Raw genomic sequence first — 14685 nt, 5'->3', positions numbered from 1 at the left:
GCCGCCGGCGGCGCACGGCGGCACCCACCCGCGGTGTGTTCGTGGCCTCCATGGATGTCCCGTCCTTTCCCGCCCCGTGATGCATGACCGCACCCTACGCGGCGGTAGGTCGGAGCCCGGAGACGGTTTCGTACTCCCGACACACGCCCGTCACACAACGTCTCTAACGTCAAAGTCGGTTGTTCTCATCAAAGAAAGTTTGAAGAAGGAGCTCCGACGTGCCCCCGATCGACCAGAACTCACGCCGCCGACGTCCCACCGGCCTCATCGCCCTCGACGAGACGGCCGCGTCCGAGGGCTACACCCTCTACGCACCGCTCACCGGCACCGGCGAGGTCCATCTGATCGACCTCCACGGCCGCACCGTCCACCGGTGGGACCTGCCGTACCGCCCCGGCCGCCACGCCCGGCTCCTCGCCGACGGCACCCTCGCCCACAACGGCGTCCTCCCGGGGGAGAAGGCCCTCTTCCCGATGTGGCACAAGTACCGGGGCGGCGTCATGCTCCGCGCGGCACCCGACGGAACCGTGTTGAGCGAGCACCGGGACCCCCTCCAGCACCACGACGCCCACCACCTCGACGACGGCCGCATCCTCTACACCGCCCTGGAACCCCTCGCCGGGGCCGAGGCCGCGGCGGTACGCGGCGGAGTGCCCGGCTCCGGGGCCGAGGGCGGCCTCGTCTGGGCCGACACCATCAAGGAGGTCGGCCCCGACGGCGAACTCCTGTGGTCCTGGCGCGCCGCCGAGCACCTCGACCGCGACTCCTTCCCGCTGCACGAGGCCTACGCCCGCGAGCACTGGCCGCTGATCAACAGCGTCACGCCCCTGCGGGACGGCAACATCCTCGCGAGCCTGCGGAGCGTCTCGGCCGTCGTCGTCATCAGCCGCGACACCGGCGAGATCCTCTGGCGCAGCCGCCCCGGCACCGTCAGCCAGCAGCACGCGCCCACCGAACTGGACGACGGCCGGCTCCTCGTCTTCGACAACGGCGTCTTCCGGCCCGGCCAGGACGTCCCCTACTCCCGCGTCATCGAGATCGACCGGACCGACGGCGAGATCGTGTGGGAGTACCACGACCCGGCCCGCGAGTTCTTCTTCGCACCCTTCATGGGCTCGGCGCAGCGCCTGCCGAACGGCAACACGCTCGTCACCGACTCCCCGTCCGGCCGCCTCTTCGAGGTGACGAAGGACGGCTACCTGTGCTGGGAGTACGTCGTCCCGTACTTCGCCGGCTACGGCGAGAGCGAGGTCCGCGGCCTCTTCCCGTCCGAGCCCAACGCCGTCTTCCGCGCCTACCGCTACACCGCGGCCGACATCCCGTGGCTGGAGGCGACGGCATGACGACCGCCGTCGGAACCACCGACCGGCCCGGGACCGAGGACGTCGACGCACACGTCCCGTTCCGGCGCCTGGCCCCCCTCGCGGCCCAGCACGTCCTGGCGATGATCGCCGCCCCGGTCTCCACCGTCTTCCTCGTCGCCGGCAGCCTGAAGACGTCGCCCGGCGCGACGGCCTCGCTGCTCAGCACCGTCCTGCTGCTGTGCGGCGCGGGCGCCCTGCTCCAGTCCCTCGGCGCCTGGCGGATCGGCGGCCGCCTGCCGTTCGTGATGCTGCCCGGCGGCGCGGCGACCGCGCTGTTCCTCCAGATCGCCCAGGAGCACGGGCCGGCGACCGCCACCGGCGCCGTCCTCCTGGCCGCCGGACTGCTGCTCGCGGTCCTTCCCGTGTACGCCCGTGTCGTACGGCTCTTCCCGCCCCTGGTCATGGGCGTGACCGTGCTGCTCATCGGGATCGCGATGATCCGGGTCGCCGCCCGGCTCGTCACCGGTCCCGACGGTACGGGGGAGCCGAGCGCGGTGCTTCTCGCCGCGCTCACGGTGGCGGCGACCGTCGCCGCGTACGTGTTCCTGCGCGGCGTCTGGCGACAGACCTCCGTCCTCATCGGAATGGCGGCGGGAACCGCCATCGCGGCGGGGACCGGCCTGGGCTCCTTCGGCCCGGCCGCCGGCAGCGGCTTCGCGCTGCCCGTGCTCCTGCCCTTCGGCACGCCCCGGTTCGACCTGGTGGCCGCGCTTCCGCTGCTCGTGTTCAGCCTCACCACGCTGGCCGAGATCACCGGACAGACCGTGCTCAACAGCGAGACCGTGGGCCGGACTCCGGCTCCCGAGCGGGACGTTCCGCGCGTCGCCCGCGCCGATGCCCTGGTCTCCCTGGTCGGCGGCCTGTTCGGCACCTCCCTGATGGCCACCAGCGCCGAGAACATCGGCATCGGCCGGCTCACCGGGGTCCGCAGCCGCTTCGTGACCGCCGGCGCCGGAGCGCTCCTGGTCGTCCTCGGCCTGGCCACGCCCGTCTCCCGGGCACTGGCGGGCATACCCGAAGCGGTCGTCGGCGGCTCGGCTCTCGTCGTCTACGCCGTGATCGCCGTCATGGGCGTCGAGATGCTCCGCCGCGCCGATCTGTCCGGTACGGGCACGGGCTCGCTGACGGCCGCGCTCGCGCTCACCGCGGGACTGCTCCCGCTGCTCAGCCCGGACCTGTACGCGGGGTTCCCCGGCTGGGCCCGCACGATCCTGGGCAGCGGCGTCGTCGCCGGAACCCTGACGGCGGTCCTCCTCACCGCGCTGCTCGGCCGCATCCGGTCCGGAGGTACGGAAGTCCCTGGCCGCGCCGGTTGAAAGGAAGCCGGCCCAGGACCACCGCCATGCCGCAGGTGTCGGTGAGCGCGGAGAACACCAGACCTCCCGCGATCGCCGCCGACAGGAACCGGAACGCCGGATGCACGAGCAGCCCGAGGACCAGGCCGAGCAGTACGAGGGTTCCGGCGGTGAACCGCACCTGACGCTCCATCCCCCAGACCGCTCGTGCGGGGCCGGGCGGGTACTCGGGCCCGTGCCCGGCGTCGGCCCAGGCGCGGGTGCCGCCGGTGAGGCTCGCGGCGGCGATCCCGTGGGCGGCGAGGACCGCGGCGCCCTTGCCGGAGCGGGCGCCGGAGGCGCACACCAGGAGCAGCGGCCCGCTCTCGGCGGCCTGCCGCAGCTCCGCCAGGCTGCCGTCGATGCGCTCGAAGGGGATGTTGACGGCACCCGGCAGGCGGCCGGAGGCGAACTCGCCGGGGGTCCGGACGTCGACCACGTTCAGCTCGGGCAGCCGTGGCAGTGCTTCGTCGACGCTGAGGGTGCGGGAAATGCCCATGGGGAACCTGTCCTTGGGAGTCCTTGCGCGTCCTGGCGAGAAACGGAACGCGCCGGCGGCGGGGCCGTGTCCCGGGATGCCAGGCGAGTCGGGGCCGCGCCGCCGGGAAGCGGACGGGATCGCCACAGGGTTGCCACGACGCCGTCACGTCGTGGCGGCACTCCACGGCGACACCGCCGGCGGGCCCCGCCAGGGCCTGTCCGGCGGATCAGGGTCGGACAGGTCCTAGTCGACCGGGCCGCGCTCGTGGGGGATCCGCTCGCCGGCCTCGACCGCGACGGGCAGCCGGTTCTCGGCCGGCGGCAGCGGGCAGGTCGCGAAGTCGGTGTAGGCGCAGGGCAGGTTGACCGCGCGGTTGAAGTCGAGCACGACGGTGCCGTCGGGCCCGGGGGCCTCCACCGTGAGGTTCCGGTTGGCCGCGTACGTGGTGACGCCCGAGGTCTCGTCGGTGAACAGCAGCGTGAGGCTGCCGGGCGCGTGCCCGTTGAACGCGGTCAGGCTCAACTCCCGTCCGCCCAGCGGGAAGACGACGCGCCCCGGAGCGTCGTACACGTGCTGGAGACCCTCCACCGAGGCGCCGACCGTCGTCGGCCGGGGCGCGTCGAAGACCTCGTACCGGCCGGTGACCACCCAGCGCGGATCGGGCTCGTACGCGGGCGTGCCGGTGAAGGCGACCCGCAGCGGGTGCTCGGGGTGCCGCGGGCGGATGATGTCGTTGCCGCCGCGCTTGGCGACCTCGATCACGGTGTCGCCCCAGACGGCGTCGACACCGCCGCGCTCCGGGATGACGCCGAAGAGGTGCCGGCCTCGTACGGCCACGCCGTCGACGACGAGTTCGGTGCCCTCGTCGAGCTCCACGACGACGCCTTCGGGGCCCGTCGACCAGGTACCCGGCACACCGGGGAAGCCCTGTGGTTCGGCGGACAGCCAGTGCAGACCGGTGATCGCGAGGAAGCCGTGCGCCGAGGCGAGCCGAGCGTCCTTGTCCCGGTGCCACTTCTCCCACTCCGTGGCGAAGAGCTCCGGATCGACGTCGACCGCCTCGCGGGCGGCCTCGGGGGCATGGGTGGTGTCATGGACGCTCATGCGTCTCCTCCTGCTGAGGTGAAAGGGTGTGAAGGCAGGACGAGGCCGTCAGGGGGCGCCCAGGAGTCGTGGGGGCGTGTGCGTCGGTGTCCGGACGCCGGGTCGAGGCCTCGGTGTCAGCGGGAACACGCCATGGTCGTGACGCGCACGTAGTCCACGTGTCGGCGCGTCACGAGAAGGCTCATGCGTTCAGGAGAACACAACTCCGGTGCGGGGCGCCAGTGATTCCCGCACGGTCGGCAGCGGCTCAGCCGAGCTCTTCGGCCAGTCCGACGACGATGCCCTCGGGGCCGCGGAGGTAGCAGAGCCGGTAGACGTCCTCGTACCGCACCACCTCGCCGACGAGCTCGGCGCCGTGGGAGGCGCGCAGGCGGGTGACGGTCGCGTCGACGTCGTCGACGGCGAACATGACGCGCCGGATGCCCGGCGTGTTCACCGGCGCGTCCCGCGGCCCGCCGCCGATCGCCTTCGGGGTGTGGAACTTCGCCAGCTCGATCTTCCCGTGGCCGTCCGGGGTCCGCAGCATGGCGATGTCCTGCCGGGAGTCGTCGATCCCGATGACCCGGTCCACCCATCGCCCCTCGACGGGCATCCTGCCCTCCAGCTCCATGCCGAGCTCGACGAAGAACGACACGACGGCGTCGAGGTCTTCGACGACGATGAGGACGTTGTCCATCCGCTGGATCGCCATGCGGGGTCTCCTGACATCTCGGGTACGACGAAATCGTGACACCAGTGGAGCAAAGGGGCGGTGATCTGTGCGTCATCCGTTGGAATCGATCGGAATCGCTCAGAAATGTCGTAGGTCCTGATCGTTTCTGCATGGTGCCCTCACCGGCATGAATACACCTACCAGACTCGCTCTCGCGAGCGCCGCCCTGACCGCCCTCGCCGTCACCGCCCCGACGGCGTCCGGGGCCGCCGCCGGACCGGAGCCGACCCCGGCCCCGCTCGTCACCGCCGCCGACGCGGTGCCCGGCAAGTACATCGTGACCCTCGACAGGACGGTCGACGCCGCCGAGGCCGCCCGGAAGCTGAACCTCAGGCCCACGTTCGTCTACGAGAAGGCCATCAACGGGTTCGCGGCCCCGCTGACCGAGTCTCAGCTGGCGATCGTCAGGAAGACCCCGGGGGTGACGTCGGTCGAGGAGGACGCGGTGGCGCTCGCGCCGCCCCAGCCGGCCACGCCGCCGGAGAACCGGAGCCCGGCCGCCTCCTGGGGCCTGGACCGGATCAACCAGTGGAACCTGCCGCTCGACAACGACTTCACCACCCGCGGCAACGGCGCCGGGGTGACCGCGTACATCCTCGACACCGGCATCGACTACCAGCACGACGAGTTCGGCGGCCGCGCCACCTTCGGCTTCGACGCGATGGGCGACGGACGGTTCGGCCAGGACTGCAACGGCCACGGCACGCACGTCGCGGGCACGGTCGCCGGCAAGACGTACGGGGTCGCCCGCAAGGCCGGTCTGGTGAGCGTCCGGGTCCTCGGCTGCGACGGGCGCGGTGCGTACTCGGGCATGATCGCCGGACTCGACTGGGTCGCCAGGAACGCCAAGCAGCCGGCGGTCCTGAACGGCTCCCTGGGCGGGGACCGGTCGGCGGCCCTGAACGACGCCGCCACGGCGCTCTACAACGCCGGCGTGCTGCCCGTCATCGCGGCGGGGAACTCCTCGAAGGACGCCTGCAACGTCTCGCCCGCGTCGGCGTCGGGCGCGCTCACCGTCGCGGCCTCCACCATCTGGGACGAGGAGGCCTCCTTCTCCAACTACGGCCCGTGCGTCGAACTCTTCGCACCCGGCCAGGCCATCGTCTCGGCGCGGATCGGCGGCGGCTCCGTCGCCGAGAACGGCACCTCCATGGCCGCCCCGCACGTCGCCGGCGTCGCCGCGCTCTACAAGGCCGAGCACCCCACGGCAGCCCCGGCCGAGGTCGCCGGGTGGATCCTCGACAACACGACGAAGGGCCTCCTGACCAACGTCAGCGGCGGCACCCCCAACAAGCTGCTGTACACCGGCGGCCTGTAGCCGCTCCTGACGCCAGGGTGCCCCGCACATGCGCACGCGCATGTGCGGGGCACCCTCAGGCGCCTTCGGTCTCGAAGGTGCGCAGCAGATCGGCGGCCACGCTCACCGCGATCGTCGCCGGTTCCTTGCCGGTGATGTCGGCGAGACCGATCGGGGTCTTGATCCGGCCGATGACGGCCTCGTCGTGACCGCCCTCGGTGGAGAGGCGCTTGCGGAACCTCGCCCACTTGGCCGCCGACCCGATCAGACCGATGGAGCCGAGGTGCGGCGCCCGCAGGGCGGCGTCGCACAGGGCGGCGTCCTCGGCGTGGTCATGGGTCATGATCAGGACGTGGGTGCCGGGCGGCAGCTCCTCCAGGACCTCCTCGGGCAGCAGCGGCGTGTGGTGCACGCGCACCTGCGCCACCGCGTCCGCGAGCACGTCGAGCCGCTCCTCGGCGAGGGTGTCGGCGCGGCTGTCGATCAGATGGAGGTCGAGGTCCTGACGGGCCAGGATCCGGGCCAGTTCGAGGCCGACGTGCCCGACGCCGAAGATCGCCACCGCCCGTACCACCGGCAGCGGTTCGAGCAGCACCGAGACCGTGCCGCCGCAGCACTGCACGCCGTGCCGGTTGGTCACCTTGTCGTTCAGGGCGAAATCGAGCAGCTCCGGCTCCGCCTCGGACGCGGCGATCATCTCCCGGGCCCGGTCGATCGCGACGGCCTCCACGTTGCCGCCGCCGATCGAGCCCCAGGTCTCGGTCCGTCCCACCACGAGCTTCGCGCCGGCGTCGCGCGGGGCGTGGCCGCGCACGGTCGCGACGGTCACGAGCACGCCGGACTCCCGGTGTGCCCGCAACCGCGCGACCGCGGCGAACCACGTCATGTCAGGCACCGCTCAGCGCTTCCGCACCGGTCCGGGCCCTGTCGCGCGCCGTCTCGATCGCCCAGTACACCGCCTCCGGCGTCGCGGGCGAGGCCAGTTCGACACTGGTCCCGCCCGGACCGAACGCGGCGGCGGCCTGCCGCAGCGCCTCCCGTACCGAGAAGGCCAGCATCAGCGGAGGCTCGCCCACCGCCTTCGACCCGTAGACCGCGCCCTCCTCGCCGGCGTTCTGAAGGAGCGTGACGTGGAACTCCTCGGGCATCTCGGAGAAGCTCGGCAGCTTGTACGTGCTCGCCGCCTGCGTCAGGAGACGGCCGCGGTGCGGCCCGTCGCCGGCGTCCCAGCGCAGGTCCTCCAGGGTCAGCCAGCCCGCGCCCTGCACGAAACCGCCCTCGACCTGACCGATGTCGATCATCGGGGACAGGCTGTCGCCGACGTCGTGCACGATGTCCACCCGCCGGATGCGGTACGCGCCGGTGAAGCCGTCCACCTCCACCTCGGCCGCGGCGGCGCCGTGGGCGAAGTACTTGAACGGCGAGCCGTAGAAGGTCTTCGCGTCCCAGTGCAGCCCCTCGGTCCGGTAGAAACCGGCCGCCGACAGCTGCACCCGCTGGAGGTACGCGGTGCGGACGAGGTCGTCCCAGGCCAGCTCCTTGTCGCTGCCGAGGCCGCGCGCGACGCCCTCGACGATGCGTACGTCCGAGGCGTTCGAGCCGAGCTGGGTGGCGGCCACCTGGAGCAGCCGTTCGTGCAGCTGCTCGCAGGCGTTCTTCACCGCCGCGCCGTTGAGGTCCGTCCCCGCGCTGGCGGCGGTGGCGGAGGTGTTGGGCACCTTGTCCGTACGGGTCGGGGCGAGGCGCACCTTGTGCAGCGGGATGCCCAGCGTGGTCGCGGCCACCTGGAGCATCTTGGTGTGCAGGCCCTGGCCCATCTCGGTGCCGCCGTGGTTGATCAGGACCGAGCCGTCCTTGTAGATCAGCACCAGCGCGCCGCCCTGGTTGAAGGCGGTGAGGTTGAACGAGATGCCGAACTTGAGGCCGGTGAGCGCGAGGGCCCGCTTGGTGTGCGGGTGCGCGGCGTTGAACGCGGCGATCTCGCGCCGGCGGTCGGCGAAGTCCGCGTTCTCCTTGACCTGCTCCCAGACGGCGGAGATCCGCTCCGGCTGGACGACCGGCTGCCCGTACGGCGTCGACTGGCCCTTCCGGTAGAAGTTGCGCTCCCGCAGCTCCGCCGGATCGAGACCGAGCAGCGGTGCGCACCGGCCCATGATGTCCTCGATCACCAGCATGCCCTGCGGCCCGCCGAAGCCGCGGAACGCGGTGTTGGAGACTTTGTTGGTCCGGGCGATGCGACCGGTGATACGGGCGTTGGGCAGCCAGTACGTGTTGTCGATGTGGCACAGCGCGCGGGCCACCACCGGCTCGGACAGGTCCAGGCTCCAGCCGCCGTCCGCCGTCAGGGTGGCGTCGAGGGCCTGGATGCGGCCCTCGGCGTCGAAGCCGATCCGCCACGAGGCGTGGAAGCCGTGCCGCTTGCCGGACATGGTGAGGTCCTGGGTCCGGTTGAGCCGGACCCGGACCGGGCGGCCGGTCAGCTTGGCGCCGAGCGCGGCGACGGCCGCGAAGCCGTGCGGCTGCATCTCCTTGCCGCCGAAACCGCCGCCCATCCGCAGGCACTGCACGGTCACCTCGTGACTGTGCAGGCCGAGGACGTGCGCGACGATCTCCTGGGTCTCGGAAGGATGCTGGGTGCTGCTCTGGACGAAGACCTGCTCGGCCTCGTCGACGTAGGCGAGGGCCGCGTGCGTCTCCAGGTAGAAGTGCTCCTGGTCGGAGAACTGCAGCTCGCCGGTGAACACGTGCGCGGAGTCGGCGAACCCCGCGTCGACGTCGCCGGTCACCATCACGGGCCGGGCGCCGTGGAAGCTGTCGGCGGCGATCGCCTCCTGGAGCGTGATCAGGGAGGGCTGTTCGTCGAGGTCCACCTCGACGGCCGCGGCACCGAGCCGGGCCGCCTCGAGGGTCTCGCCGAGCACCCAGGCGACCGCGTGCCCGTGGAACATGACCACGTCGGGGAAGAGCGGCTCGTCGTGCTTCATCCCGGCGTCGTTGACGCCGGGCACGTCGGCACCGGTCAGGACGTGCACCACGCCGGGCACGTCGAGCGCCGGCCCGGTGCGCAGCGCGGTGATCCTGCCGTGGGCCTTCATGACCTGGACCGGGTAGGCGTGCAGGACGTCCTTGGTGCGGTGGACCAGGTCGTCGGTGTAGAGCGCGGTGCCGGTGACGTGCTGGGCGGCGCTCTCGTGCGGCATGGAGAGGCCGACGACGGGCTTCTCGGGACGCTGGGACAACTGGCTCATGACGACACCGCCTCGGTGGTTCGCGCGTACAGCTTCAGCAGGCTCTGGCCGAGCATCGCGGAGCGGTAGGCCGCGCTCGCCCGGTGATCGCTCATCGGCGTGCCCTCGTCCCGCAGCACCGGCGCCACGGCCTCGACGGTCTCCGCCGTCCACGGCCTGCCCTCCAGGGCCGCCTCGGTGGCGAGCGCGCGGATCGGGGTGGCGGCGACACCGCCCAGACCGATGCGCGCCTTGCGGACGATCCCGCCCTCGACGTCGAGCGCGAAGGCGACCGCGACGCTGGAGATGTCGTCGAAACGCCGCTTGGCGATCTTGTGGAAGGCCACGACCGGCGACAGCGGCAGCGGGACGCGCACCGCGCGGATCAGCTCGCCGGGACGGCGCACGCTCTGCCGGTAGCCGGTGAAGTAGTCGGAGAGGGGGACCTCGCGCTCGCCGTCGGCGTCGGCGAGCACCACCGACGCGTCGAGCGCGAGCAGCGCCGGCGGGCTGTCGCCGATGGGGGAGCCGGTCCCCAGATTGCCGCCGAGGGTCGCGCCGTTGCGGATCAGCCGGGACGCGAACTGGGGGAACAACTCCGCGAGGAGCGGGACTTCGCCGTCGAGGCGGCGCTCGATCTCGGTGAGGGTGAGCGCCGCACCGATCTCGATGGAGTCGGACGCGACGCGCAGCTCCCGCAGTTCGGGAAGTCGGTCGACGGCGACCACACAACCCGCCCGCCGGGAGCGGATGTTCACCTCCACGCCCCAGTCGGTGGAACCGGCGACCACCACCGCGTCCGGCCGCTCGCGCAGCAGCCGCAGCGTCTCGGCCAGGGTGCCCTTCCGGAGGAACACGCTGTCGTCCTGGGCGTACTCGGTGGCGACCGGCGCGGGCGGGGCCTGCTCGCGGCGCCGAGCGAGGGGGTCCTCGTCGGTGGGCGTGCCGACGGCGAACGCGGCGTCGCGGATGGGGCGGTAGCCCGTACAGCGGCACAGGTTGCCGCTCAGCGCGTGCAGGTCGAAACCGTTGGGACCGTGCTCGGCGTCGGTGCCGGCGTCCGCGTCCGCGTGGGCGCACCGGTCGGGCCGGTAGTACTCGGCGGCCATGCTGCACACGAACCCCGGTGTGCAGTAACCGCATTGGGATCCGCCGCGGACCGCCATCTCCTCCTGCACGGGGTGCAGGGCGGGCGGCGTGCCGGGTGCGCCGGCGGTGGCGAGGCCCTCGGAGGTGACGATCTCCTGGCCGTCGAGCGCCGCGACCGGGACCAGGCAGGCGTTGACCGCCACCCAGTCGGTGGGCTTGTCCACCCCGGGGCGGGCCACCAGGACCGAGCAGGCGCCGCACTCGCCCTCGGCGCAGCCCTCCTTGGTGCCGGTGAGGCCGCGCTCGCGCAGGAAGTCGAGCACCGTGGTGTGGGGCGCGGAGGGTGCGATCGGTGCTTCTTCGCCGTTGACGGTGATACGCGCCGCTACCATGACGGGCCCTCGTTTCCGTGCGCGATGGGTCGGTTCATCATGTTCGCCAATGTCGGGCAGCTTTCTGTGTTCAGACGCGCCACGGCGGAGAAGCGGGCGCGGAACGGCACGCGACAGCGGCGTGCCGGGAAGCGGTGAAGGGAAACCGGAAAACCGGGAAACCGGGGACGTGCCCACGGACGGGCACGGCGGAACGGCGTCGTCAGCAGCCGTGGGCGATGCGACCCGGAACCCAGACCGTGATGTGGGCGAGGCGACTCAGGTCGGAGCTGGTGTTCATCCGCCGGTCGCCTCCTCTCGGTCGTCATGGGTCGAAGCTGCAAATTAATGCCCGGCGATCACCGAGGTCAAGAGCCGTCCGAACTGCGTACATCTCTGAATCAGATGACCCCCAACGAAAACATCTGTTGGACAGTTCCATGGGCCGCTCCAAGGATGTGCCGTGCGGTAGCACAGTCCACGAGAGCGGAGGCACACATGCCGCACGAAGAGCATGAAGAGACCGAAGTGGTCGTCGTCGGGGCGGGGCAGGCGGGCGTCGCGATGAGCGAGCACCTGGGCGCCCACGGCATCCCGCACACCGTCCTCGAGCGGCACCGGATCGCAGAGCGGTGGCGCTCCGAGCGGTGGGACTCCCTGGTCGCGAACGGGCCCGCGTGGCACGACCGCTTCCCCGGCCTGGAGTTCGCCGACCTCGCCCCCGACGCCTTCGCGTCGAAGGAGCAGGTCGCCGACTACTTCGTCGCGTACGCCGAGAAGATAGGCGCCCCCGTCCGCAGCGGCGTCGAGGTGACCTCGGTGCGGAAGCACACCGGCCGGCCCGGCTTCCGCGTCGAGACCTCGCAGGGCACGATCGACGCGCGCTTCGTCGTGGCCGCGACCGGGGCGTTCCAGCGGCCCGTGATCCCGCCCGTCGTGCCGGACGGCGCCGTCCCCACGCAGATCCACTCCAGCGCGTACCGCAACCCGGGGCAGCTGCCCGAGGGCGCGGTCCTCGTCGTCGGGGCCGGTTCCTCGGGGGTCCAGATCGCCGACGAACTGCGCCGCTCCGGGCGCCGGGTCCTCCTCTCGGTCGGCCCGCACGACCGTCCGCCCCGCGCGTACCGGGGACGCGACTTCTGCTGGTGGCTCGGTGTGCTCGGGATCTGGGACGCGCAGACGCCTCCCCGGGGCGCCGAGCACGTCACCATCGCGGTCAGCGGTGCGCGCGGCGGTCACACGGTGGACTTCCGGGACCTGGCCGGCGCCGGCATCGAACTCGTCGGTCTGACCGCGTCCCACGACGACGGCGTCCTGCGTTTCGCACCGGACCTCGCCGAGAACATCGTCTTCGGCGACGCCAAGTACCTGGAGTTCCTGCGGGCCGCCGACGCGTACGTCGAGCGCAACGGGCTCGACCTCCCCGAGGAGCCGGAGGCCCATGTCCTCGGGCCGGACCCGGACTGCGTGACCAGCCCCCGCCTGGAGCTCGACCTCGCCGAGGCCGGCGTCACCTCCATCGTCTGGGCGACGGGCTTCGCGAGCGACTACGGCTGGCTCGACGTCGACGCGTTCGACGAGAACGGCCGGCCGGACCAGCAGCGGGGCGTGTCCGTCGAGCCCGGCGTGTACTTCCTGGGCCTGCCCTGGCTGTCCCGCCGCGGGTCGAGCTTCATCTGGGGCGTCTGGCACGACGCCCGGTACGTCGCCGACCACATCGCGCGGCAGCGCGGCTATCTCGCGTACGACCCCGCCGACCGGAAGCACTGAGGAGCAGACCATGACCTCCACGACCCCGGATACGACCTCGAATACAACTCCGGATACGACCTCGAATACGACTCCGGATACGACCTCGACTCCGGCCCCGAACGCCCCGATCGTCGCCGGCGGGCACACCCGGATCCGCCCGTTCAACACCCGCGAGACCTATCCCGAGCAGAACCTCGACAACGACCTCTGCCAGGCCGTCGTCGCCGGGAACACGGTGTACGTCCGGGGCCAGATCGGCCAGGACCTCGACACCAGTGAGTCCGTCGGCATCGGCGACGCCGAGGCCCAGGCCGAGCGCGCCATGGCCAACATCAGGATGCTGCTCGAAGAGGCGGGCAGCCGCATGGAGCACCTGGTCAAGCTGACGATCTACCTCATCGACCCCCGCTACCGCGAGGCGGTCTACCGCACCGTCGGCCGCTGGACCAAGGGCGTGCACCCCATCTCGACCGGTCTGGTCGTCTCCGCCCTCGCCCGCCCGGAGTGGCTGTGCGAGATCGACGCGATCGCCGTGATCCCCGAGGAGGCACGGGCATGACCTTCTCCCTTCTCGTACGCGACGGAGAGCGGTTCGGCGTCGTGGCGAGCTCGTCGAGTCCGGCCGTCTTCGCCCGGGTCGCCCATCTGCGGCCCGGGGTCGGCGCGGCGACCTCGCAGAACATCACCGACCCCACGCTCGGCACGAGCCTCCTCGCGGGCCTCGCCGAGCACGCGGACCCGGAACGCGCCCTGGCCGACGTCACCGGCGCCGCCCGGAACGCCGAGACCATCGCGTACCGGCAGCTGACCGTCCTCGGCCGCTCCGGTCCCGGGTTCGCGCACAGCGGGACGCGGACGCTCGGCACATACGCCTCGGCCACCGCGGACGGCGCGGTCGCCGCCGGCAACATGCTGTCCGGCACCCACGTCCCCGGCGTCCTCCTCGACGCCTACGCCGCTGCCGGGGGGGAGCTCGAAGAGCGTCTCCTCGCCGCCCTGAAGGCCGCCGTCGCGGCAGGCGGCGAGGAGGGGCCCGTGCACTCCGCGGGCCTGGCGGTGGTCGCGGACGTCGACTGGCGGGTGACCGATCTGCGGGTGGACTGGGCCGACGCCCCCGTGGACCGGCTCGGCGAACTCCTCGACGTCTGGCTGCCACAGCGCGACGACTACGTGCGGCGCGGACTCGACCCCGCCTCCGCGCCCTCGTACGGCGTCCCGGGGGACCGGTGACAGGGGACGTGAAGGAGGCCGCCCGGCAGGCGGTCGACCGCCGGGCCGAGGAGCTGGTCGCGCTCTCCGAGCGGCTTCACGCCGATCCGGAGACCGCCTGGGAGGAGCACCGGGCTGCGGCCGCCGTGCCGGAACTCCTCGACCGGGCCGGATTCGACGTCACCTCGTCCCACCTGGGCCTGGAGACGGCGTTCCACGCCCGGTTCGGCAGCGGGCCCGTACGGATCGCCCTGTGCGCCGAGTACGACGCGCTGCCCGGCCTCGGCCACGCGTGCGGGCACAACCTCATCGCGGCGAGCTCGGTCGGGGCCGCGCTCGGCCTCGCGGCCGTCGCCGACGACGCCGGCCTCACCGTCGAGGTCTACGGCACCCCGGCCGAGGAGGGCGGCGGCGGCAAGATCGAGCTGCTCGACCGGGGCGCCTTCGCCGGGGTGGACCTCGCGATGATGGTGCACCCGGCGCCGGTCGACGTCGCCGAGGCCCGTCCGTTCGCGGTCAGCCACTCCAAGATCGCGTACACCGGGAAGTCCGCGCACGCCGCGGCCTACCCGGAGGCCGGGATCAACGCGGCCGACGCCTTCACCGTCGCCCAGGTCGCGATCGGCCTCCTCCGCCAGCAACTCCCGCCCTCCGCCCGGGTGCACGGCGTGGTGATCCACGCCGGGGACGCCCCGAACGCCATCCCGGAGCGCTCGACCGGACGGTGGTACGTACGGGCGGAGAC

The 14685-nt window shown here is 72.3% G+C and carries 13 protein-coding genes; 7 read left to right on the top strand and 6 right to left on the bottom strand.

What is annotated here, in order from left to right; genetic code table 11:
* The first annotated feature begins 218 nt into the window (after positions 1-218).
* Complete coding sequence (locus CCN56_RS25650) at positions 219-1343, top strand: aryl-sulfate sulfotransferase (RefSeq protein ID WP_086830350.1); 1125 nt, start codon at positions 219-221, stop codon at positions 1341-1343.
* The gene (locus CCN56_RS25645; RefSeq protein ID WP_086830349.1) at positions 1340-2680 is read left to right on the top strand and encodes a solute carrier family 23 protein; all 1341 of its coding nucleotides are present in this window, start codon (positions 1340-1342) and stop codon (positions 2678-2680) included. The genes CCN56_RS25650 and CCN56_RS25645 overlap by 4 nt, the downstream gene beginning before the upstream one ends.
* Here the strand turns inward: CCN56_RS25645 and CCN56_RS25640 are convergent.
* The 3 genes from CCN56_RS25640 to CCN56_RS25630 form a co-directional block, all read right to left on the bottom strand.
* Positions 2619-3197, bottom strand: coding sequence for a rhodanese-like domain-containing protein (locus CCN56_RS25640; protein WP_086830348.1), 579 nt, complete (start codon positions 3195-3197; stop codon positions 2619-2621). The two genes, CCN56_RS25645 and CCN56_RS25640, sit on opposite strands and share 62 nt — an antisense overlap.
* A gap of 225 nt (positions 3198-3422) precedes the next feature.
* Positions 3423-4283: a DUF1684 domain-containing protein gene (locus CCN56_RS25635; protein ID WP_086830347.1), complete on the bottom strand. Its 861-nt coding sequence runs from the start codon at positions 4281-4283 to the stop codon at positions 3423-3425.
* Positions 4284-4530: 247 nt separating this feature from the next.
* Positions 4531-4974: a VOC family protein gene (locus CCN56_RS25630; protein WP_086830346.1), complete on the bottom strand. Its 444-nt coding sequence runs from the start codon at positions 4972-4974 to the stop codon at positions 4531-4533.
* Positions 4975-5122: 148 nt separating this feature from the next.
* Between CCN56_RS25630 and CCN56_RS25625 the strand changes: the two genes are divergently transcribed.
* Positions 5123-6313, top strand: a complete 1191-nt coding sequence (locus CCN56_RS25625; RefSeq protein ID WP_086830345.1) for a S8 family peptidase — start codon at positions 5123-5125, stop codon at positions 6311-6313.
* A gap of 55 nt (positions 6314-6368) precedes the next feature.
* Here CCN56_RS25625 and xdhC read toward each other — a convergent pair whose 3' ends face one another.
* The 3 genes from xdhC to CCN56_RS25610 are packed head-to-tail and all read right to left on the bottom strand — an operon-like array spanning position 6369 to position 11000.
* Positions 6369-7178 (bottom strand): xanthine dehydrogenase accessory protein XdhC, encoded by an 810-nt coding sequence (gene xdhC, locus CCN56_RS25620; protein WP_086830344.1) that lies wholly within the window; start codon positions 7176-7178, stop codon positions 6369-6371.
* Position 7179: 1 nt separating this feature from the next.
* Positions 7180-9540, bottom strand: coding sequence for a xanthine dehydrogenase molybdopterin binding subunit (xdhB, locus tag CCN56_RS25615; RefSeq protein ID WP_086830343.1), 2361 nt, complete (start codon positions 9538-9540; stop codon positions 7180-7182).
* The gene (locus tag CCN56_RS25610; protein WP_086830342.1) at positions 9537-11000 is read right to left on the bottom strand and encodes a xanthine dehydrogenase small subunit; all 1464 of its coding nucleotides are present in this window, start codon (positions 10998-11000) and stop codon (positions 9537-9539) included. Before CCN56_RS25610 ends, xdhB begins: the two co-directional genes overlap by 4 nt.
* A 477-nt stretch (positions 11001-11477) precedes the next feature.
* Between CCN56_RS25610 and CCN56_RS25605 the strand changes: the two genes are divergently transcribed.
* The 4 genes from CCN56_RS25605 to CCN56_RS25590 form a co-directional block, all read left to right on the top strand.
* Entirely contained in the window at positions 11478-12749 is a 1272-nt protein-coding gene (locus CCN56_RS25605) for an NAD(P)/FAD-dependent oxidoreductase (protein WP_086830341.1), read from the top strand.
* 10 nt (positions 12750-12759) lie between these two features.
* A complete protein-coding gene (locus CCN56_RS25600; protein ID WP_256962134.1) occupies positions 12760-13290 on the top strand; it encodes a RidA family protein in 531 nt (176 codons plus the stop codon).
* Positions 13287-13961: a DUF1028 domain-containing protein gene (locus tag CCN56_RS25595; RefSeq protein ID WP_086830340.1), complete on the top strand. Its 675-nt coding sequence runs from the start codon at positions 13287-13289 to the stop codon at positions 13959-13961. Before CCN56_RS25600 ends, CCN56_RS25595 begins: the two co-directional genes overlap by 4 nt.
* On the top strand, positions 13958-14685 hold a 728-nt coding region (locus CCN56_RS25590), incomplete at its 3' end, for a peptidase dimerization domain-containing protein (RefSeq protein WP_373412899.1). The genes CCN56_RS25595 and CCN56_RS25590, both read left to right, overlap by 4 nt.

The organism is Streptomyces sp. NRRL B-24572 (genome assembly GCF_002156145.1).
In the GTDB taxonomy this organism is placed as follows: domain Bacteria; phylum Actinomycetota; class Actinomycetes; order Streptomycetales; family Streptomycetaceae; genus Streptomyces; species Streptomyces vietnamensis.
This window is presented reverse-complemented; position numbering and strand designations above follow the sequence as displayed.